Consider the following 19,738-nt stretch of genomic DNA (forward strand, 5'->3'; position numbering starts at 1 on the left):
CCCAAGCAAGCTTGAATTGAAGCGCGCGCTGGTCCAGCCCATCTGACAACGATGGCCACATTGCTCGATCCTACCGCGCGCGGGCGCGTCATCCTGGTTGGCGCCGGTCCCGGCGACCCCGGTTTGCTGACCGTCCGCGCGGTTGCAGCGCTCGGTCAGGCCGATGTCGTGGTGCATGACGGGCTGATCGATCCACGCGTGCTCGATCTCGCGCCGCCCACCGCGCAGCGCGTCTCGGTCGCCAAGCGCCGCGCGCGACACACGCTACCGCAAGAGGCGATCAACGCGCTGATCGTCGCACATGTGAAGACCGGCGCGATCGTCGTGCGGCTCAAGGGCGGCGACCCGTTCATCTTCGGGCGCGGCGGCGAGGAAGTCGAAGCGGTGCGCGCCGCCGGGCTGCCGGTCGAGGTGATCCCGGGCGTCTCGGCGGCACTCGGCTGCGCGGCCGAGGCGATGCTGCCGCTCACCCACCGCGACCATGCGAGCGCGGTCAGCTTCGTCGCCGGCCAGTGCAAGGGCCTTTCCGACCAGGACTGGTCGGGGCTCGCCGGCAAGGGCCGCACGCTCGTCATCTATATGGGCGTCGCCACCGCCAACGACATTGCCGACAAATTGATGCGCGATGGCGTTGCCCCCGAAATGCCGGTCGCGGTGCTCGAGCGCGGGACGCTCAGCGGCGCACGCGCGATCCGGACGTTGCTCGCCGATCTCGGCCATATGGTCGATCGCGAGAGCGTGGCGAGCCCGGCGATCATCGTCGTCGGCGAAGTCGTCGAATTGTCGGACGCCGAGGACAAGCTCGGCGCCTGGGCCAAGATTGCGGAGTCCGTTGCGTGAGAGTGTTGACCGGGAATGATTTGCCGACGGGCGACGTGGTGTGGTGGACCGGCTCGGGCTGGTCGCGCCATATCGAGGATGCGTGCGACGTCGCCGACCAGGGCGAGAGCATCGCGCATGCCGAGCAGGGCGCGCGGCGCGTCAACGTCCCCTATGTGATCGACGCGACGCTCACAGCCGACGGCCCCCGCCCCGCGCACATCAAGGACCGCATCCGCGCGCTCGGGCCGACGGTGCGCGCCGATCTGACGTTGAAGCCGGCTGATCCCAATGCTGGCAGCTGGGTGATATGAGTTTGGTTCACGCGAAGGCGCGAAGGCGCGAAGAAGGGTTTGTTCGCGCGGAGACGCGGAGACGCGGAGGTGTTGCGCCTGCCGCACAGCGGCTCTCATCCCTTCGGGCGATGGGACCAGGTGATTGCGCTGACGCGCGCGGTCGTCACGACCGCATCCTCTCCGCGTCTCCGCGTCTCCGCGCGAACCAGATTTCTTCTGCCTTCGCGCCTTCGCGTCTTCGCGTGAACCACCCTTCTTCGACCGCCCCCGGAATCGATCATGTATAAATACGACCAATACGACCAGCAGATCGTCGACACCCGCGTCGAGGAATTCCGCGACCAGGTGAAGCGCCGCCTCGCCGGCCAGATCACCGAGGACCAGTTCAAGCCGCTCCGGCTGATGAACGGCCTCTATCTGCAGCTCCACGCCTATATGCTGCGCGTCGCGATCCCGTATGGCACGCTCGACAGCCGCCAGATGCGCATGCTCGCGCACATCGCGCGCAAGTACGACCGCGACTATGGCCATTTCACCACGCGGCAGAACCTCCAGTTCAACTGGATCAAGCTCGAGGACGCGCCCGACATCCTCGCCGAGCTCGCCACGGTCGAGATGCATGCGATCCAGACGAGCGGCAATTGCATCCGCAACATCTCGTCTGACCAATATGCCGGCGCCGCCGCGGACGAAGTAACCGATCCGCGCGTGTGGGCCGAACTGCTGCGCCAGTGGAGCACCTTCCACCCCGAATTCACCTACCTCCCGCGCAAGTTCAAGATCGCGGTGATCGGCGCCGACGAGGATCGCGCGGCGATGCGGCTGCACGACATCGGCATCCAGATGGTCCGCCGCGACGGTGAGCTCGGCGGCAAGATCTTCGTCGGTGGCGGCATGGGCCGCACGCCGATGATCAGCCACGAGATCCGCGATTTTGTCGGCAGCGACGATCTGCTGAGCTATCTCGAGGCGTGCCTGCGCGTCTACAATCGCTACGGGCGGCGCGACAATATCTACAAGGCGCGGATCAAGATCCTGCTACACGAGATCGGCCCCGACGAATATCGCCGCCAGGTCGAGGAGGAGTTCGTCGCGGTCAAGGCGCTCGGGCTCGATCCGCCCAAGGCCGAGTTCGACCGGATTACCGCGTTCTTCGCCGATCCAGGCTTCGAGCCGGAAGCACCCGAAGCGATCGATCGCAGCGACCCTGATTTCGCATTGTGGGTCGATCAGAACACCGCCGCGCACAAGCAGCCGGGCTATGCGATCGTCACGATCAGCCTCAAGCCGACCGGCGGCATCCCGGGCGATGCGACCTCGGCGCAGATCGACCTGATGGCCGATCTCGGCGAGCGCTACAGCTTCGACGAGCTGCGCGTGACGCACGCGCAGAACATCGTGCTGCCGCACGTCCGCAAGGCCGATCTCTACACGATCTGGCAGCAGCTCGACGCGGCCGGCCTTGCGCCCGCCAATCTCGACCTGATCAGCGACATTATCGCCTGCCCCGGCCTCGATTATTGCAGCCTCGCCAATGCGCGCTCGATCCCGCTCGCCCAAAAGATCACCGAGCGCTTCGCCGATCCCGCACGGCAGCGCGATATCGGCGAGTTGAAACTCAAGATCAGCGGCTGCATCAATGCCTGCGGGCATCACCATGCCGGGCACATCGGCATTCTCGGCGTCGACAAGAAGGGCGTCGAGAACTACCAGCTCTCGCTGGGCGGGTCGGGCGCGGAGGATGTCAGCCTCGCCAAGATCACCGGCCCGGGGTTCGACGAGGACGGCGTGGTCGATGCCGTCGAGAAGGTCACCGAGGTCTATCTGGCGCAGCGCGAGGGCGGCGAACGCTTCCTCGATACCTATCGCCGCATCGGCATGGAGCCGTTCAAGGAAGCGCTTTATGGATAAGCCCCTCACCGTCGCCCCGGCGCAGGCCGGGGCCGCTGCGTTGGACGCGGATCGCCAGCCCCAGGGAGGCCCCGGCCTGCGCCGGGGCGACGCGACTTTCGACGAGCCTGCCGTCACGCTCGACGCGTTTCTCGATGCGCAAACCAACGCGACCGCGGTGCGGCTCGAGGCAGGCGACGATGCGCGCGCGCTGCTGCCGTATCTCGACCGGATCGCGCTGATCGAGGTGAGCTTCCCGAGCTTCCGCGACGGCCGCGGCTATTCGTCGGCGCGGATTCTCCGCGAGGCGGGCTATACCGGTGAACTGCGCGCGCAGGGTGACGTGCTGGTCGATCAGATGCCGCTGATGCAGCGCTGCGGCTTCGACAGCTTCGCGCCCGAGTCCGAGATCGATCCGGCAACGCTCGAGGCGTCGCTCAAGCGCTACGAGAATGTCTATCAGAAGGCCGCCGACGGGCGCGTGCCAATCTGGGCACTGCGGCATGGGTAACGCGCTGCGCAAACCCGACCTGATCGACGTTGCGCCCTTCTCGCCCGTCGATGCCGCGGCGATGGAGGCGCGCTTCGCGGGCGTCGACACGCGCGACATGCTCGGCGAGTTGCTCACCGGCGAGCTCAAGGGGCGCGTTGCGGCGGTATCGTCGTTCGGTGCCGAAAGCGCGGTCCTGCTCCACCTGATCTCGCAGGTCGACAAGGACATTCCGGTCATCTTCCTCAACACGCAGAAGATCTTCGGCGCGACGCTCGCGTATCGCGACGAACTGTCGGAGACGCTCGGCTTCACCGACCTGCGCGTGTTCCGCCCCGATCCGCGCTTGCTCGCGGCGAAGGATGCGACCGGCCTGCGTTGGAATTACGACCCCGACGGCTGCTGCGACATTCGCAAGGTCGAGCCGCTGCGGCGCGCTTTGGCGCCGTTCGATGCGTGGATCTCGGGCCGCAAGGGTTTCCAGGCGGGCACGCGCCAGGCGATGCCGCGCTTCGAGGAGGATGAGGGCCGGCTGAAGCTCAATCCGCTCGCGGCGTGGGACAAGGCCAAGCTCGACGCCTATTTCGACGAGCACAAGCTGCCGCGCCATCCGCTCGAGGCTGAAGGCTATCCCTCGATCGGCTGCGCGCCTTGCACCAGCAAGGTGCTGCCGGGCGAAGACCCGCGCTCGGGCCGCTGGCGCGGGTGGGAGAAGGTCGAGTGCGGGATTCACGTGCCGGAGAAGCCTGGCGAAGAGCCGGTTTTTTAGGGGGCCGACCGCCTGCATCGAATGCAAACGGCTCTGGCGAGACCGCCGTTCTGACTCCCCTCCCTGGAAGGGAGGGGTTGGGGGTGGGTTGCTCTCAATGGGAACGTCACGCCTGCCACGGGCCGACCCACCCCCGGCCCCTCCCTTCCAGGGAGGGGAGGCAAAACACGGCGCACCGCCATTTGAGCCTCCGTGTGCCGGTCCGTTGCTTCGTCGCCTCTCCGCGTGAACTCGCGTTAAGAAACCCGCTCGAACTGCAGCGTCCGCGCCGCCGTATCCGCCGCAACAAGCCGCACCGAGATCGCCTCGCCCGGCTTACCCTCAGTCTTGACGCTGGTCAGCACCGCAAGGTCAGACAACTGAATCCGCGCGCCATGCGCATCCGCATCGACAATCACCGCGGCGAAGACCTCGCCCTCGCGCCCGTGCAGTACCGCCGTCTCGGCCAGATCGATCACCGCGCGGTCAATCCGCCCGCCGATCGCATCGGCGCGCGCCATCACAGGAGGCAGTGTCTCGAACGCTTGCGTCACAACCTCGGGCACCGGCTCCCCGTTGGCGATCGCCAGCGCAGCCCGCACCACATAGCGGTCGGCCAGCCGCCGCAGCGGGGCGGTCGCGTGCGCATAGGACGCGGCCATCGCCGCGTGCCACGGCACCACGCCATCGCGATACGGCGTGTAGCTCGCCCCGCCGCCGCTCCGGCGCTCGGCGATCATGAAGGCGGCCTGCGCCGGGTCGGACGCGGACAGCGTCGCCACGAAGTGCGGCAGCGACAGCGCAGCGAGCCAGTCGAACCCAAGCCCCAGCGCGACATTGCGCAGCCGCTGCACGGCGCGATCATCAGGCCCGGCCATCACGCGGAACAGCCCGGTGTGATGCGCCTGCAGCAACCCGGCAACCGCCAGATTGGTCGCGAGCGACAGCGCGGCATTGCGATCCTCCGACAGCAACCGCGGTTCGAACGCCAGCCGATACCCACCCTTCCCGTCGGCGATCACGTCCTGCTGCGGTGGATCGACGCGACTCGCGCCGCGCTTATCCTCGGCCGCCGCCATCCGGTTGGCCAGCTCGGCGAATTCAGGCGGCAGATCGGCATCGGTCACGCTGTCATAAGCGAGCTTCGCCCGACTGCGAATGATCGCGCGTTCCGCCCCCTCGAGCGTCGGCGTGCCATCGGGCGCAACGCGCACGGTGAACACCACCGCCGGCCGCGCCCGCTCGGCAACAGGCTCGCCGCGGCTTCGGCGAGCACCGGCGGATAGAGCCCGGCCTTGCCGTCGGGCAGATACAGCGTCGTCCCGCGTTTCCACGCCTCGGCGTCGATCACCCCGCCATCGTCGACGAACCACGCAACGTCAGCGATCGCATAATGCAGCAATAGATCAGCGCCGCTCCGCTCGATCGCGAACGCCTGGTCGAGATCGGTCGAACTCGCCGGGTCGAGCGTGACGAACGGCATTGCCGTCCGATCGACATGCGCATTCGGCACGCGCTTGGCGGCGTCCTCGGCAGCGGCGAGCACCGCGGGCGGGAACCCTACAGGCACGCCGAACTGCTCGCGGATCAGCGGCAGCCCGGCGGCCAGCACCGCGTTCGAATCGACGAGCGTCTTCAACCGCGCAGCCTCAATAGCCGCCGCCGCCACCACCGCCGACCACGACATCGCTGAAGCGCGTGATGTGCGGCTCGAACTTGAGCATCACCTTGCCGGTCGAACCGTGACGCTGCTTGGCGATGATGAGTTCCGCCAGGCCATCGACGCGCGAGAGATGCTCGGACCATTGCGCATGCTTGTCCTGCACCCCCGCCGGGCTGTTGGCGCTCGGGATCTCTGGCTGCGCCATGTTGAGATAATAATCCTCGCGATAGACGAACATCACCATGTCGGCGTCCTGCTCGATCGACCCCGATTCGCGCAGATCCGACAGCAGCGGCCGCTTGTCCTCGCGCTGCTCGACCGCGCGGCTGAGCTGCGACAGCGCCATGACCGGGACGTTGAGATCCTTCGCAACGCCCTTCAATCCGCGGCTGATCTCCGAGATTTCCTGCACACGCCCGTCTCCCGATGCCTTGGCCGAGCCCGACAGCAGCTGAAGGTAATCTACGATGATCAGCCCGAGCTGATTGTTGTGCCGCCGCTGCAACCGCCGCGCACGCGTGTGGAGCGAGGCGATCGACAGGTTCGCGGTATCGTCGATGAACAGCGGGAGATTCTCGAGCTCGGCCGCGGTTGTCGCGAGCGCCTGGAATTCATGCCGGCTTATCTTGCCCGAACGCAACACGTCCGAATTGATTCGCGCCTGCTCGGACAGCACGCGCCCCGCCAACTGATCCGCCGACATTTCGAGGCTGAAGAACGCGACCTTCGCCCCGAGCGAGCGTTCCGGATCGATCCCGTCGGCCATGTCGCGCATCCAGCGCTGCGCCGCGTTGAACGCGATGTTGGTGGCGAGCGAGGTCTTGCCCATGCCCGGACGCCCGGCGAGAATCATCAAGTCGGAGCGATGCATGCCGCCGATCTTGGTGTTGATGCTCTCGATGCCCGTTGTGATGCCCGAGATATGCCCGCCCGAATTGAGCGCGATCTCGGCCATCTTGAGCGTCGTCTTGGCGGCCTGCAGGAAGCTCTTGGTCTGACTCTCGGTCGCGCCGTCCGAGGCGACCTTGTAGAGTTCTTCCTCAGCCGCTTCGATCTGCGCGCGCGGATTGACCTCTTCGGACGTATCCATCGCGCGATCGACGAGGCCGCGGCCGACCGTCACCAGCGTGCGCAACATCGCCAGATCGTAGATCTGCTTGGCGAATTGCCGCGCGCCGATCAGGCCCGCGCCCGAGCCGGTGAGCTGCGCGAGATAGGCCGGGCCGCCCAGCTCGCGCATCCCGGCATCCTGCTCGAACATCGGGCGCAGCGTGACGGGGCTGGCGAGCATGTCGTTGCCGCGCAGCGTCTTGATCGCGCTGAAGATGCGGCCGTGGAGCGGCTCGAAGAAATGCTCGGCGTCGAGTCGATCGATCAGATCGTCGGCAAGGCGGTTGTCGATCATCATCGCGCCGAGCATCGCGGCCTCGGCTTCGACGTTCTGCGGGAGCGAGACGGTTTCGGGAACGGGTGGTGTGGGGAGGAATGCTGTGGCCATGGCGCCCTCATTCCACTCGCCGCCTGCCCACTCAAGCGGATTGCGCTGGGACGGGTGTGAATCCCGTGGGTGGATGTTGTCCCCGCCCCCCGGCCCGGCTACGGCTGCAACAATGGCCGATCCACGCATCATTGCCGTGACTCTCGACGAACGCACGATCCTGTGGCGGTCGGCCGATATCGAGCAAGAGCGCCGCATCGCGATCTTCGACCTGATCGAGGGCAACCATTTCGCCCCGCAAAAGACCTATCCCGACGGTTATGCCGGCCCGTACAAGATCGAGCTGACGGTCGAGGAAGGCCGGCTCGGGCTGGCGTTGCACCGCGAGGATGGCAGCCATCTCGAGACCTATGTGCTCGGCATGGGGCGCTTCCGTCGGCCAATCAAAGACTATTTCGCGATCTGCGACAGCTATTACCAAGCGATCCGAAACGCGACACCGGCGCAGATCGAGACGGTGGACATGGCGCGGCGCGGCATCCACAACGAAGCGGCGGAGCTGCTGAAAGAGCGGCTGGAGGGCAAGATCGAGATCGACTTCGACACCGCCCGTCGGCTGTTCACGCTGATCTGCGTACTTCATATCAAGGGCTGACCGCCCGAACGGGACTATCGTGGTAAAATATCGCCTTTGGGGCATCCGGGTCGGGCTGTACGCCACGATCGTCGGCGTACTCGCCCTTGCTGCCATCATCCTCTGGGTTCTCGCATTGAGCTGGCGCCCGACCGACCGCTTCGCGTTCCAGGGGCTCGACGTGTCCGCCGCGAATGGTGAGATCGACTGGTGGGCGGTCAAGCGCGGTGGCGCCGACTTCGCTTATGTCCGTGCGACCGCCACCGACCAGCGCGACCCGCGCTTCGAGGCGAATTGGGCGGCGGTTGCCGAGACGGGGATGCGCCGCGGTGCGAGCCATGCCTATTCGCTGTGCCGCCTCGCCGCCGATCAGGCGAACGCCTTCAACACCATGGTCGCGCGCGACGACGGCGCGCTGCCTGCCGCGGTCGAGCTCGACTTCAGCCAGGATTGCACCGCGCGCCCGACCGCGCCGATCGTGCTCGACGAGTTGCGCCGCTTCATCGCGATGGTCGAATCGCACACCGGCAAGCCGATGCTGCTCAAGGTCAGCAAGCGCTTCGACGCGACGTACGGCGTGACGCTGGCGATTGCGCGCCCGGTCTGGGCGATGCAGGATTTCTTCCCGCCCGATTATCCGGCAAGGCGCTGGCGGATGTGGCAGGCAAGCGACATGCGGCACATCGACGGAGTCGATGGGCCGGTACATTGGGACGTAGTGGCACCATGACGATGCAAGAGACTTTGATCGCGGCGGCGCGCACGGCGGCGCTGAATGCGCACGCGCCCTATTCGCGCTTCGCGGTCGGCGCGGCGGTGCTGCTCGTCGATGGGCGGATCGTCACTGGCGCGAATTTCGAGAATGCGAGCTATGGCCTTTCGCTCTGCGCCGAGACTGTCGCGCTGGCGACGGTCAACAGCGCGGGCGATTTCCGCGACGTGGTCGAGATCGGCGTGATCGGCGGCGCGATGGACGCCGACGGCCGCCCGACCGGGACCGCACCGGTCGGCCCGTGCGGCCGCTGCCGCCAGGTAATCAACGAAGCCGCGCAGATCGGCGGGCGCGACATCGTCGTGTGGTGCGGCGCGGCCGAGGGCGATTCGGTCGAGCGCTATCTGCTGAGCGAACTACTGCCGCACGCGTTCGGGCCGGCGGATTTGGGGTTGGGGCCAAAGGCGTAGGGCCGCGCCAGTTCGGTCGACGATGTCCGCTGCATCCTAACCGTCACCGCGGCCCTGTGCCGGGGGCTACCTTGCCGCGCGTTCTGAGCGTGCAGTATGGGCATCCCGGTGGACCCCGGGACGAGCCCGGGGTGACGGAGATTGGCCGAACGTCAGTCCTCCTTCAATACCGCCGCGAACAGCGCATCGACCGACCCACCATTCGCCCGCAACGCCGCCTCCACCCGCTTGCGGCCATCGTAATACAGCAAGGCGGGCACCGTCCGGTGCTGCGCCTTGAGCCGCGCGGCATCGCGATCCGACAGGCTCCCGCCGCCCGCAACCAGGTCGCAATAGCCCTCGCGCAGCCACGCCGGATAGACGATGTCGGCGGTCACGCCGTAGCGCGCGCGGATCAGCCCATGCGTGCGCTCGTGCGCGATCACGCCCGACAGGCTGCGCGCGCCCGCGATCGACCCGCCGTTGAACGCAACGTCGCGCGCGACATCGCTGCAATTGACGACGATCGTCTCGCCCAACGCGCTCGAAAACGCGAACGCCCCCGCCGATTGCAGCGCCATCACCCGCCAGCGCCAGCCGCCATCGGTGAGGAAGATGCGGCGCCCGTAGCCCGGCCCGTAGATCGCGCTCTTCTTCAGCAGCCCATCGGACTTCGCCAGGAGGTGCGGCAGCGTCGCGGGCAACGGATGCTCGGAATAGACCACGGTATCGCCGATGATCTGGCGATGCGGGAAGGCGAGGACCTCGGGCGCGAGCACGACAGTCCCGAGCACCACCCCGACCACCAGAAGCGCGCGGTTGAAAAGGGTGTGCCACAGTCGCATCGTTTAGCCTCCCAAGGTGTCCTATCGTAGCAGCACACCACACCCTTCGCAACAGCGCTTGCCCGCCCGGGCGATTCCGGCGACAGGCTGGCCGCAACCAAGAGGGAGCTTTCACATGGCGATCATGTCCGACCGCTGGATTCGCGAGCAGGCGCTGACCACCGGCATGATCGAGCCGTTCGTCGACGGCCAGAAGCGCGACGGCTGCATCAGCTACGGCCTGTCGTCCTATGGCTATGACGCGCGGGTGTCGAACGAGTTCAAGGTGTTCACCAACATCGACAGCGTGATCGTCGATCCCAAGGATTTCGCGTCGAACAGCTTCGTCGATCGCAAGACCGATTGCTGCATCATCCCGCCGAACAGCTTCGCGCTCGCGCGCACGGTCGAATATTTCCGCGTGCCGCGCGACGTGCTGGTGATCTGCCTCGGCAAGTCGACCTATGCGCGCTGCGGGATCATCGTGAATGTCACCCCGCTCGAGCCCGGCTGGGAGGGGCATGTCACGCTCGAATTCTCGAACACCACCCCCCTGCCCGCCAAGATCTACGCCAATGAAGGCGCGTGCCAGTTCTTGTTCCTCGAGGGCAACGAGCCGTGCGAGACGAGCTACGCCGACCGCGCGGGCAAATATATGGGGCAGCGCGGGGTGACGTTGCCGCGGCTGTAGGGCACATCGGCCGCTCGATATAGGGACGCTGCGTCGACCCGTCTCCGACATCCGCAGCAGCCGCCGAGAGTGTGCACAATGTTGCGGCCAGGTGCGAACGCCGACGGCTCCTCTCTGTTGGCGAAGTTTTAACGGACTCGGGGAATCGACCAGAGCGGTCGTGCCGAGCGCGGCTGCTCGATAAGCAGATCGCAGCCGAGCGCCATTGGATGGAAATGACCGTCAGGATACACCGAGCTATCCTGTTGAGTTGGCTCGATCTGCAGACGACTGCCAACCTCGTCCGCATCGCCGTCGCGGCCAGCCTGTAACGGCGTACTCTCGGTACAGCACAAAGCCCGTATAGGCGGTAGCTCAGCTCCAGTCTAAACCTGTTATGTCGCCACAGCCGAGTTGCCGTGCGCCTTCAGCCATTCGGTGTGCGGTCAGGCTGACCCTCGGCCATCTGACACTGCTGTGGCGACATATTCGGGAGATACGACTCCGTCTCAACAGCGTTGGGCGAGATCCTGGATCGAGCCTACCCGGCGCACCCGTGCCGCGGATCAATGCGACGGAGACTCCCATCGACATCGTCACGCACTTACGATTCTCGCTCGTTTCCCATGCATCTGCTGTCACCTTTGTGGCAATAGGAGCTGCCACCGCCTTCCTCTGGCTCAGTCGCTTCTTGGTTTCGCCTTCCGCGGTATCAACGGCGAAGCCGATGTGGTCGGCCTGGTTTCCGGCGCGCTTTTCGCCTCTTGGAGACCATCGTCGCCGAGCATCGTCAACACGCGCGCGGACGGCGCTGGCGACCTCGCCCACACGATATCAACCGGCCCGGCAGCACTATGCGGGTTATTATTCCCGCGGCATCCCAAGATGCTCGCATCCCTGACGTTACCGGGCGCTGGGGCGATTTGCGCTACGGACGCCAAGTCCCTTTATTCCGAACAGGCAACTCACAAACCAATGTCGCAGCTATACCGGAAATATCCGAAAACATAGATTACTTAGTCCGCCTAAAATCATCATAGAAACAAGCTCAATTGCCGTTGAATTATGGCGCAAAATACCCGCCTCAGTAGATTCCGAAGCTATGATTTTATTCGTGAAAACTACATGCAGTTTTACGCAATATTGTCTTACGAATAAGAAATATCCCGATCCAAGCCCCGATTGAGCCGAATGTCCACGCGTCTCGCGAGATTGCGCCTGTGACGTCCGGTCAATGCTCATGCGCCCGATACCCGTACCCACGCCCCCGTCATTCCGGATGCGAATCCGGAATGCGCAAACGCCCCGCACCCGTGGCGCCTTCGACGATAGAGGATTGCTTTATGGACGCGCATCTCAGGATCCTCTTCTTCGTATCGGCAGTCGCGGGATCGTTCGGCGGAAATGGCGCTGCGGCGCAAACCTCCGGGCCCGTCCCCGCTCAGCTTTCGCAACTCCCCTCGGCACCGGTCCCACCCGCATCGGTACCCGATCTGCGCATCACTACGCCTGATGTCGCCGCCGAGCAGGGGCCGACGGGGATCCCGTTCTCGCTCCATGCGCTGCATGTCAGCGGGCAAACGCGCTTCACCGAGGGGGAACTGGTCGCCGCGACGGGCTTCGTACCCGACCGGATGCTGACCCTGCCCGATTTGCGGAACATGGCGTTGCGCATCACGCGGTTCTACAACGCGCACGGCTATATCGTCGCACAAGCCTATGTGCACGCGCAGAAGATCCTCGATGGTGCCGTCACGATCGCGGTGATCGAGGGCCATTATGGCGCGATCACGCTCCAGAATGGATCGCATCTGCGCGACGGCACGGCCAAGGCGGTGCTCCGCGGGCTCGACCACGGCGATCTCGTCGCCGCCGCGCCGCTCGAACGGCGGCTGCTGTTGCTGTCCGACCTGCCGGGCGTGCGCGTCCGCTCCACACTGAGCCCGGGCGCGGATGTCGGCACGTCGGATCTGCTGGTCGATGTCACCCCCGGCCACCGGATCACCGGCGACGTCGAAGTCAGCAATGCCGGGAACCCCTATACCGGCCTGTACCAGGGCGGCGGCACGATCAATCTTAATGAACCGCTCGGGATCGGCGACGTGCTGAGCCTGCGCGTGCTGACCTCGGGCGGCGGCCTGCAATATGGTCGCGTGTCGTATCAGGCGCAGGCAGGCAATCTCACGCTCGGCGCGGCCTATGCCTATTTCCACTACCGGCTCGGCGAGCAATTCGACGTGCTCGACGCAACCGGCAGCCAGCAGATCGGTAGCCTCTACGCGGCCTACCCGCTGGTCCGCAGCTACGACAACAATCTGCAGCTGCGCGGGCAATTCGATTATCGCGCGATGCGCGACAATATCGACGCGTTCGCGAGCGTCAGCCGGCGCCGCGCCGAAGTGCTGTCGATCGGGCTGACCGGCGATCATCATGATCGCTTCGGCGGCGGCGGGTGGGACAGCTATTCGCTGTACCTCAGCGGCGGCAATCTCGACATCCGCACTCCGCTCATCCGCGTGAACGACGCCGCGACCGCGCGCACCAACGGCCATTTCGGCAAGCTCCGCTTCAGCGCCGACCGCTTGCGGACCGTCACCGGGCCGCTGTCGCTCTATGCCGGAGTGCGCGGACAGATCGCGTTCAACAATCTCGACGTGACCGAGAAGATGGAGCTGGGCGGCGCGAACGGCGTGCGCGCCTATCCCGAAGGCGAGGTTTACGGCGACGAAGGCTATATCGCCACCGCCGAAGCGCGCGTGATGCTCGATCCGATCAAGGGTCTGCCCGGCCGGCTGCAGGTCGCGGGCTTCTACGATTATGGCCAGATCTGGCTGAACCACACGCCGTGGCTCGGCGGCGACAACCGCTTCACGCGCCACGGCGTCGGCGCCTCACTGACCTGGTTGCGCAACGACAGCTTCCTCGCCCGCGCATCCTACGCCTTCCAGCTCGGCGCGCAGGCGACCTCTTACCGTCCCAACTCGACCGGCCAGTTCCGGTTCGAGGTCATCAAGTTCTTCGGGTGATCGCGAAACCTCGCGACCAGCACGCAATGATCATCCCTCGGGAGCCGCTCTCATGACACGAAAAACCTCAAGCTCGCGTCCTTCCCGCCTCACCGGCACGGTTCCGGCGCGCAAATGGCGCCCGCCCAGTGCGTGGTGCGCGAGCGCGCTCGCCGGATCGCTCGGCCTCGGCCTGATCCCTGCCGCTTATGCCGAGCCGACCGGCGGCGTCGTATCCGCGGGCAGCGCGACGATCGTGACCAATCCGAATGCGGTGACGGTGACGCAATCGTCGGCGAACGTCGCGATCAACTGGTCGAGCTTCAATATCGCCCCCACCGAGACGGTGACCTTCGTCCAGCCGAGCAGCACCTCGGTCGCGCTCAACCGTGTCACCGGCCCCGATCCCTCGGCGATCCTCGGCACGCTCAACGCCAATGGCCAGGTGTTCCTGATCAACCCCAACGGCATCCTGTTCGGCAAGGGCGCGCAGGTGAATGTCGGCGGGCTGGTCGCCTCGACGCTCGGGCTGAGCGACGGCGATTTCATGGCCGGACGCTACAAGTTCTCGGGCGACAGCACCGCATCGGTGCTCAATGAGGGCAAGCTGAGCGCGGATGGCGGTTACGTCGCCTTGCTCGGCGCGAACGTTGGCAATACCGGCGTGATCTCGGCGCGCCTCGGCACCGTCGCGCTTGCCGCGGGCAAGGCCGTGACGCTCGACGTTGCGGGCAATGGCTTGCTCAACGTCACCGTCGATGCCGGCGCGCTCAATGCGCTGGCGAGCAATGGCGGGATGATCGTCGCGGATGGCGGGAACGTCCTGCTGACCGCAGTCTCAGCGAGCGCGCTGATGCACGCGGCGGTCAACAATAGCGGTGTGATCCAGGCGCGCACCGTCGAGAACAAGAGCGGCACCATCACTTTGCTCGGCGACATGACGAGCGGAACGGTTTCGGTCGGCGGCACGCTCGACGCCAGCGCGCCGACCAGCGGTTCGGGCGGCATGATCGAGGCCTCGGCATCGAAGGTCTCGATCGCCGACAACGCTGTGATCACGACGCTCGCGCCGTTCGGCACGACCGGCACCTTCACGATCGATCCGTACGATTTCACCATCGCGCCGATTGGCGGCGATATCTCCGGCGCGACGCTGTCGGCGCTGCTCGTCACCAACAGCGTGACGATCAGCACCCAGACCGGCTCGACCGCGACGGTGGCGGGGGCACCGCCTGTCACCACGATCAATTCGGGGACGACCGGCAATGGTGACAACACCGTCAACGATGCGATCAGCTGGACCGCCTCGCCGAGCACGACGACGCTCAAGCTGCTCGCCGACCGCGACGTCAACGTGAACCGCGCGGTCACCGCGACCAACGGCAATTTCGTGATCTGCTGTGGGCGCGACATCACCGTGCGCGCTGCGATCACCACGACCAACGGCAGCATGTTGCTCAACGCCGGCCGCACCTTCGCGCTCACGAACGCCGGCGTCCTGACGGTGACCGACGGCAACATCACGTTGTGCGCGGGGCTCGACATCACGATTGCCGGCGCGATGACGCTGACGCGCGGAACGAACGTTCCCGCGCAAAGCCTCGGCCTGGCGCCGGGGCTGGTCCTGATTGCCGGCAATGCCGGGACCGGGCCGGGCGTCGCCGGGGGTACGGTGATCTTTGCACCGGGCACGCCGCGCGTCGCCGTCACCGGACCGAACGCACCGGTCGCGATCTATTACAACCCGATCTCCTATGCGACGCCAGGCGACTATCTCCTCAATTTCACGCTGACGAACGGCGCGACGCTGAGCCAGTTCATGCTGGTCTACCCCGGCGCGACCAAGACCGCCGACGGCACGACCAACGCGGTCCTGTCGGGGTTCAACAGCACGGCCGCCAGTGGTCTCCCGACCGGCGTGGCGCTGGTCGCGGGCACCGGCGCGACCGCTACCTATGACAGTGCCGGCGAGGGCACCGGGATCGGCGTGACCTTTACCGGCTACAGCCTGAGCGGGACCAACGCCGCCCAATACGCCCTCGCCGCGGCATGCTGCACGACCGGGTTCAGGACCGTAGGAACGATCGCTGCGGCCCCGCCGCCGCCAACTCCGACTCCGACTCCGACGCCGACCCCAACGCCTACGCCAACGCCTACGCCTACGCCAACTCCAACCCCAACTCCGACGCCGACGCCGACGCCGACTCCGACTCCGACGCCAACTCCAACTCCAACTCCAACTCCAACCCCAACCCCGACGCCAACTCCAACTCCAACTCCAACCCCGACGCCAACTCCAACTCCAACCCCGACGCCAACGCCGACGCCAACTCCAACTCCAACTCCAACTCCGACGCCAACGCCGACGCCAACTCCAACTCCAACCCCGACGCCAACGCCGACGCCRACGCCGACGCCRACCCCAACCCCAACGCCGACCCCAACCCCAACGCCGACGCCGACGCCGACGCCGACCCCAACGCCGCCACCGACACCACCACGCGTGCCGCCGATCCTGCCACCGTCACCGCCTTGGTTCCCGCCGACGTCCAACACGCCGCCACCGGTCATCGTCCCGCCACCGCCGGGGGTCAGGATGCCACCGCCCGTCGTCGAAACGCCGCCGCCGGTCGTCGAAGTCCCGCCACCGCCGCCTGTCGTTACCCCGCCGCCGCCACCACCGCCCGTGAAGCGGATCCCAAAGCAGGATCGTTTCTAAGGCCATGCCGCGGACGCACATCTTCGAGAAAGTCCGGGTCGCAGCCCGGCAGGCCGGCCTGGTGCTGGCGATCGCAGCATGGATCCCAGGGGTAGCTGCAAGCGCGGCCCCTGGGACGGCCGATGGCGAGAGGCTTCAGAGCGTCGCGCCAAACGCTCAGGCGTCCTCGCCGAACCAGGCCTCGGCCGCGCTTGCTCCCCTGCAGGCGAACTTCCTCAGCGAGCGTCCCTCCCCAGAGGCACGGCGCGTGGCGGACTGGGCGGTTGGATCGCGCGACGCTGGCGGCCTGCCGTTCGTGGTCATCGACAAGGTCAGCGCGCGGGTATTCGTCTTCGAAGCAAGCGGCGTCCTGCGCGGCGCGAGCACGGCGCTGTTCGGCCTTGCCCGCGGCGACGATAGCGTGCCCGGCATCGGCTCGCGCAAGCTGTCGACGATTCGCCCGGAAGAACGCACCACACCCGCGGGCCGCTTCGTGGCCGAACTGGGGCGGGACTTCCACCAGGACATTCTGTGGATCGACTATGACGCCGCGCTTTCGCTGCACCGCGTCGTCACCGGCAATCCGGGCGATCGCCGGCAGGCGCGCCTGTTGAGCCCTTTAGCCGCCGAAAAGCGCATCTCCTATGGCTGCATCAACGTGCCGGCGGCGTTTTACGATGGCGTCGTGCTCGGAGCCTTCACCGGAACCAACGGGATCGTCTACATCCTGCCCGAACAGCATGCGCTGGAAGACGTCTTTCGCCCGCTCCGGACGTGGCCCTCCCCACCTGCACCCGCCCCACCTGCGCCCGCCCCGCCTGCCCTCGCTCCAGGACCGCGCTGACCATGGAACTGACCGCATATCTGCATCCCGGATGGGCGCCGCTGGTCCGCCCCGCCCCTGCCACGCGCGCGTGGATGGACAGGACGCCGGAAAGCTTCGCCTATCGCTGCCTGCCGCTCAACATCGCCAATGCGCATGGCTGGGAAGTGCTGAGCCCGTGCGGCTTCACCGCCATCTGGGACGGCGGAACCGAGCCATCCGCCGTGACGATCGCGCTCGATGAGGGTACCGATCCAGCGCGCGCGCCGGTCTCGCTGTTCGGCCAGGGCATCGTCACCTTTCATATCGAGGCGATCTTCCGCACGCCGCCGGGATGGAACCTGTGGATCGGCGGGTCGCCCAACCGCGCCAAGGATGCGATCGCACCGCTGACCGGCATCATCGAGACCGACTGGTCGCCCTTCACCTTCACCATGAACTGGCGCTTCACCCGCCCGGGCACGCCGATCCGGTTCGAGCCGCTCGAGCCGTTCTGTTTCCTGTTCCCGGTGCAACGCACCGCGATCGAGGCTTTCGAACCCGCATTCGCGCCGCTCGACGCCGATCCCGCCACCGCCGCCCGCTTCCAGGCGTGGAGCGCGGCCCGCGACGCGTTTCACGGGCAGCTGCAGCGCGACCCGCCGAAGGCGCCCGCCGACCGCTGGCAGAAGCATTATTACCGCGGTGAAGATGTCGCCGGCGAAAAGCTGGTGACCGATCACCGCACCAAGCTGAAACTGCGCGCGTTCGATCGGAGCACGGCGGCGCATGTCCCGATTGCCCCGATGGACGATCCGGCGATACCGGCCGCGACCCCACCCGAAATCGTACCCATGCCCGCCGCATCCGTCGCGACGCACGTCGTCGAAATCCAACGCGCGCTCGACAAGCGCGAATGGCTGCTCGAGGCGCTCGAACGCCAGCGCGCGCTGGCGCCCGGCGGCGGTGCGATCGAACGGCGCAGCGGCATGGGCACCGACGAGTTCCTGAAGGACTATTACGCCCCTGCCCGGCCGGTCATCCTCGGCGGCGCGATGGACGATTGGCCAGCGCTGAAACGCTGGTCGCCGGCCTATCTCAAGGCGCTGATCGGCGCGGCCCCCGTCGAATATCAGGGCGGGCGGAGCGAAAACGCGCGGTTCGAGCTCGACAAGGATCGCCACCGCCGCACCGCGCCGTTCGAGGCCTTTATCGACACGATCACCGGTGCGGGTGCGGGCAACGACGCGTATCTGACCGCCTATAATTCGGACCGTAACCAGCAGGCGCTGGCGCCGATGATCGCGGACATGGGCTTTCTCGATGCGTTCCTGACGCGCGATGCCGCGATGCCCAACGGCATGCCGTGGATCGGCCCGGCCGGCACCGTCACGTCGCTGCACCACGATCTGACCAACAATTTCATCGCGCAGATCGTCGGCCGCAAGCGCCTGACGCTCGTTCCGGCGGCGCAGGTCGGGCGTCTCTACAATGCCCAGCACGTGTTCAGCCAGATCGCCGATCTCGACGATCCCGACCTGGACATGGCGCGCTATCCCGCGCTCGCCGACGCGACCCAATATGACGTGATCCTCGAACCCGGCGAGATTCTGTTCGTGCCGCTGGGATGGTGGCACCAGGTCAAGGCGCTGGATTTCAGCGTAACGCTGACCTTCACCAACTTCCGCTGGGCCAACGACGCGTATGCCTCCTATCCCGCTGGGTGAGGCAGTGGCCGATGCGGACAGGTCACGTTCCGGTGAAATTCGCACAGCACGACAGGCGCAAAAGTCATGACCTGCACGCGTTGGAATTCGCAAATCGAAATAGCTTGCACGTACTTCTAGGTAGATGCCGAATCTTGTGACCGGTTAAGGTCAGGTTCAGAAGCGACGCAACGGATAATGTCTTGAATATTTCATGATCCGTTGTTCACGGACCCATCATTCCAGAATTCTAGTCTCCCATATTCACGCTTCCGTCGCACGAGATAGGTAGAATGATATCGGAAATCGGATCTTGGTCTGAGGCAGGAGCTTCATAATGACCCAATTTCGAGATGTTTCCGCCAGCTGGGTTCCAGCCCTGGCGCATGGTTCCGGGCGGCGCCGCGTCGTGCGGTCGGCGCTGTTTGGACTGAGCTTGGCCGGCATGGCCATCGCCTCGTCCGCATCCGCCGCGACCGTCACGACGACCGTCGCCGTCACCGCGACGGTCCAGGCGACGTGCCTCGTCTCGGCGACAAGTCTCGCGTTCGGGACCTATGCCGGCGTGCAGGTCGATGCGACATCGACGGTGTCGGTCACCTGCACCAACACCACCCCTTATAATGTCGGGCTCGATGCGGGCTTGGCGACATCTGCCACGGTAACGACACGCAGCCTGACCGGCCCGGCGGCGGCGGTGCTGAGCTATTCGCTCTTCTCGGACACGGCGCGCACGGTCAATTGGGGCAGCACCGTCAGCACCGATACGCTCGCCGGCGTCGGCTCCGGCGCGGCACAGGCGCTCACGGTCTATGGCCGAATCCCCGCCAGCCAGTTCGTCACGCCTGGGGCGTACACCGACACGATCACCGCGACCGTGACCTTTTGACATGG

At 66.1% G+C, this 19,738-nt stretch carries 17 protein-coding genes and 1 pseudogene; 14 read left to right on the plus strand and 4 right to left on the minus strand.

Annotated elements, in window-relative coordinates; genetic code table 11:
* The first annotated feature begins 51 nt into the window (after positions 1-51).
* The 5 genes from cobA to EAH76_RS09860 all read left to right on the plus strand — a co-directional run bounded on the left by cobA (position 52) and on the right by EAH76_RS09860 (position 4,264).
* Positions 52-840, plus strand: a complete 789-nt coding sequence (gene cobA / locus EAH76_RS09840; RefSeq protein WP_140850030.1) for a uroporphyrinogen-III C-methyltransferase — start codon at positions 52-54, stop codon at positions 838-840.
* Positions 837-1,133, plus strand: a complete 297-nt coding sequence (locus tag EAH76_RS09845) for a DUF2849 domain-containing protein (RefSeq protein ID WP_140850031.1) — start codon at positions 837-839, stop codon at positions 1,131-1,133. The genes cobA and EAH76_RS09845 overlap by 4 nt, the downstream gene beginning before the upstream one ends.
* A gap of 261 nt (positions 1,134-1,394) precedes the next feature.
* Positions 1,395-3,026, plus strand: a complete 1,632-nt coding sequence (locus EAH76_RS09850) for a nitrite/sulfite reductase (RefSeq protein WP_140850032.1) — start codon at positions 1,395-1,397, stop codon at positions 3,024-3,026.
* The gene (locus tag EAH76_RS09855) at positions 3,019-3,516 is read left to right on the plus strand and encodes a DUF934 domain-containing protein (protein WP_241659621.1); all 498 of its coding nucleotides are present in this window, start codon (positions 3,019-3,021) and stop codon (positions 3,514-3,516) included. Before EAH76_RS09850 ends, EAH76_RS09855 begins: the two co-directional genes overlap by 8 nt.
* On the plus strand, positions 3,509-4,264 hold the full coding sequence (locus EAH76_RS09860; RefSeq protein ID WP_140850033.1) for a phosphoadenylyl-sulfate reductase: 756 nt from the start codon (positions 3,509-3,511) through the stop codon (positions 4,262-4,264). The genes EAH76_RS09855 and EAH76_RS09860 overlap by 8 nt, the downstream gene beginning before the upstream one ends.
* A 236-nt stretch (positions 4,265-4,500) precedes the next feature.
* On the opposite strand, the gene EAH76_RS24840 is transcribed toward EAH76_RS09860, so the two are convergent.
* The 3 genes and pseudogenes from EAH76_RS24840 to EAH76_RS09870 form a co-directional block, all read right to left on the minus strand.
* Positions 4,501-4,905, minus strand: a complete 405-nt coding sequence (locus EAH76_RS24840; protein WP_431357986.1) for a hypothetical protein — start codon at positions 4,903-4,905, stop codon at positions 4,501-4,503.
* A pseudogene (locus EAH76_RS24845) lies at positions 4,897-5,930 on the minus strand (RNB domain-containing ribonuclease); the annotation flags it as partial. The pseudogene EAH76_RS24845 and the gene EAH76_RS24840, both read right to left, overlap by 9 nt.
* The gene (locus EAH76_RS09870) at positions 5,893-7,404 is read right to left on the minus strand and encodes a replicative DNA helicase (protein WP_140850034.1); all 1,512 of its coding nucleotides are present in this window, start codon (positions 7,402-7,404) and stop codon (positions 5,893-5,895) included. The pseudogene EAH76_RS24845 and the gene EAH76_RS09870, both read right to left, overlap by 38 nt.
* Before the next feature lie 112 nt (positions 7,405-7,516).
* Between EAH76_RS09870 and EAH76_RS09875 the strand changes: the two genes are divergently transcribed.
* From EAH76_RS09875 to EAH76_RS09885, 3 genes are read left to right on the plus strand one after another with little or no spacing between them, the layout of a single operon-like run.
* Positions 7,517-7,999 carry a UPF0262 family protein gene (locus tag EAH76_RS09875; protein WP_140850035.1) on the plus strand — a complete coding sequence of 161 codons (483 nt, stop codon included), beginning with the start codon at positions 7,517-7,519 and terminating at the stop codon, positions 7,997-7,999.
* Positions 8,000-8,018: 19 nt separating this feature from the next.
* Positions 8,019-8,708, plus strand: a complete 690-nt coding sequence (locus EAH76_RS09880; protein ID WP_140850036.1) for a glycoside hydrolase family 25 protein — start codon at positions 8,019-8,021, stop codon at positions 8,706-8,708.
* On the plus strand, positions 8,705-9,160 hold the full coding sequence (locus EAH76_RS09885; protein ID WP_140850037.1) for a cytidine deaminase: 456 nt from the start codon (positions 8,705-8,707) through the stop codon (positions 9,158-9,160). The genes EAH76_RS09880 and EAH76_RS09885 overlap by 4 nt, the downstream gene beginning before the upstream one ends.
* A gap of 152 nt (positions 9,161-9,312) precedes the next feature.
* Here the strand turns inward: EAH76_RS09885 and EAH76_RS09890 are convergent, their stop codons facing one another.
* Complete coding sequence (locus EAH76_RS09890) at positions 9,313-9,984, minus strand: hypothetical protein (protein WP_140850038.1); 672 nt, start codon at positions 9,982-9,984, stop codon at positions 9,313-9,315.
* 115 nt (positions 9,985-10,099) lie between these two features.
* Here EAH76_RS09890 and dcd point away from each other — a divergent pair, with 115 nt between their 5' ends.
* The 6 genes from dcd (at position 10,100) to EAH76_RS09925 (ending at position 19,733) form a co-directional block, all read left to right on the plus strand.
* The gene (gene dcd, locus EAH76_RS09895) at positions 10,100-10,654 is read left to right on the plus strand and encodes a dCTP deaminase (RefSeq protein WP_140850039.1); all 555 of its coding nucleotides are present in this window, start codon (positions 10,100-10,102) and stop codon (positions 10,652-10,654) included.
* 1,322 nt (positions 10,655-11,976) lie between these two features.
* The gene (locus tag EAH76_RS09900) at positions 11,977-13,659 is read left to right on the plus strand and encodes a ShlB/FhaC/HecB family hemolysin secretion/activation protein (RefSeq protein WP_140850040.1); all 1,683 of its coding nucleotides are present in this window, start codon (positions 11,977-11,979) and stop codon (positions 13,657-13,659) included.
* A gap of 52 nt (positions 13,660-13,711) precedes the next feature.
* On the plus strand, positions 13,712-16,357 hold the full coding sequence (locus EAH76_RS09905; RefSeq protein WP_206667856.1) for a filamentous hemagglutinin N-terminal domain-containing protein: 2,646 nt from the start codon (positions 13,712-13,714) through the stop codon (positions 16,355-16,357).
* Positions 16,358-16,361: 4 nt separating this feature from the next.
* Positions 16,362-17,180 carry a L,D-transpeptidase gene (locus EAH76_RS24290; RefSeq protein ID WP_206667857.1) on the plus strand — a complete coding sequence of 273 codons (819 nt, stop codon included), beginning with the start codon at positions 16,362-16,364 and terminating at the stop codon, positions 17,178-17,180.
* Positions 17,181-17,182: 2 nt separating this feature from the next.
* Complete coding sequence (locus tag EAH76_RS09920; RefSeq protein WP_140850041.1) at positions 17,183-18,865, plus strand: DUF6065 family protein; 1,683 nt, start codon at positions 17,183-17,185, stop codon at positions 18,863-18,865.
* Positions 18,866-19,181: 316 nt separating this feature from the next.
* A complete protein-coding gene (locus tag EAH76_RS09925; protein WP_241659622.1) occupies positions 19,182-19,733 on the plus strand; it encodes a Csu type fimbrial protein in 552 nt (183 codons plus the stop codon).
* Positions 19,734-19,738: the final 5 nt, after the last annotated feature.

This window comes from Sphingomonas glacialis (assembly GCF_006439055.1).
Lineage (GTDB): Bacteria > Pseudomonadota > Alphaproteobacteria > Sphingomonadales > Sphingomonadaceae > Sphingomonas > Sphingomonas glacialis_A.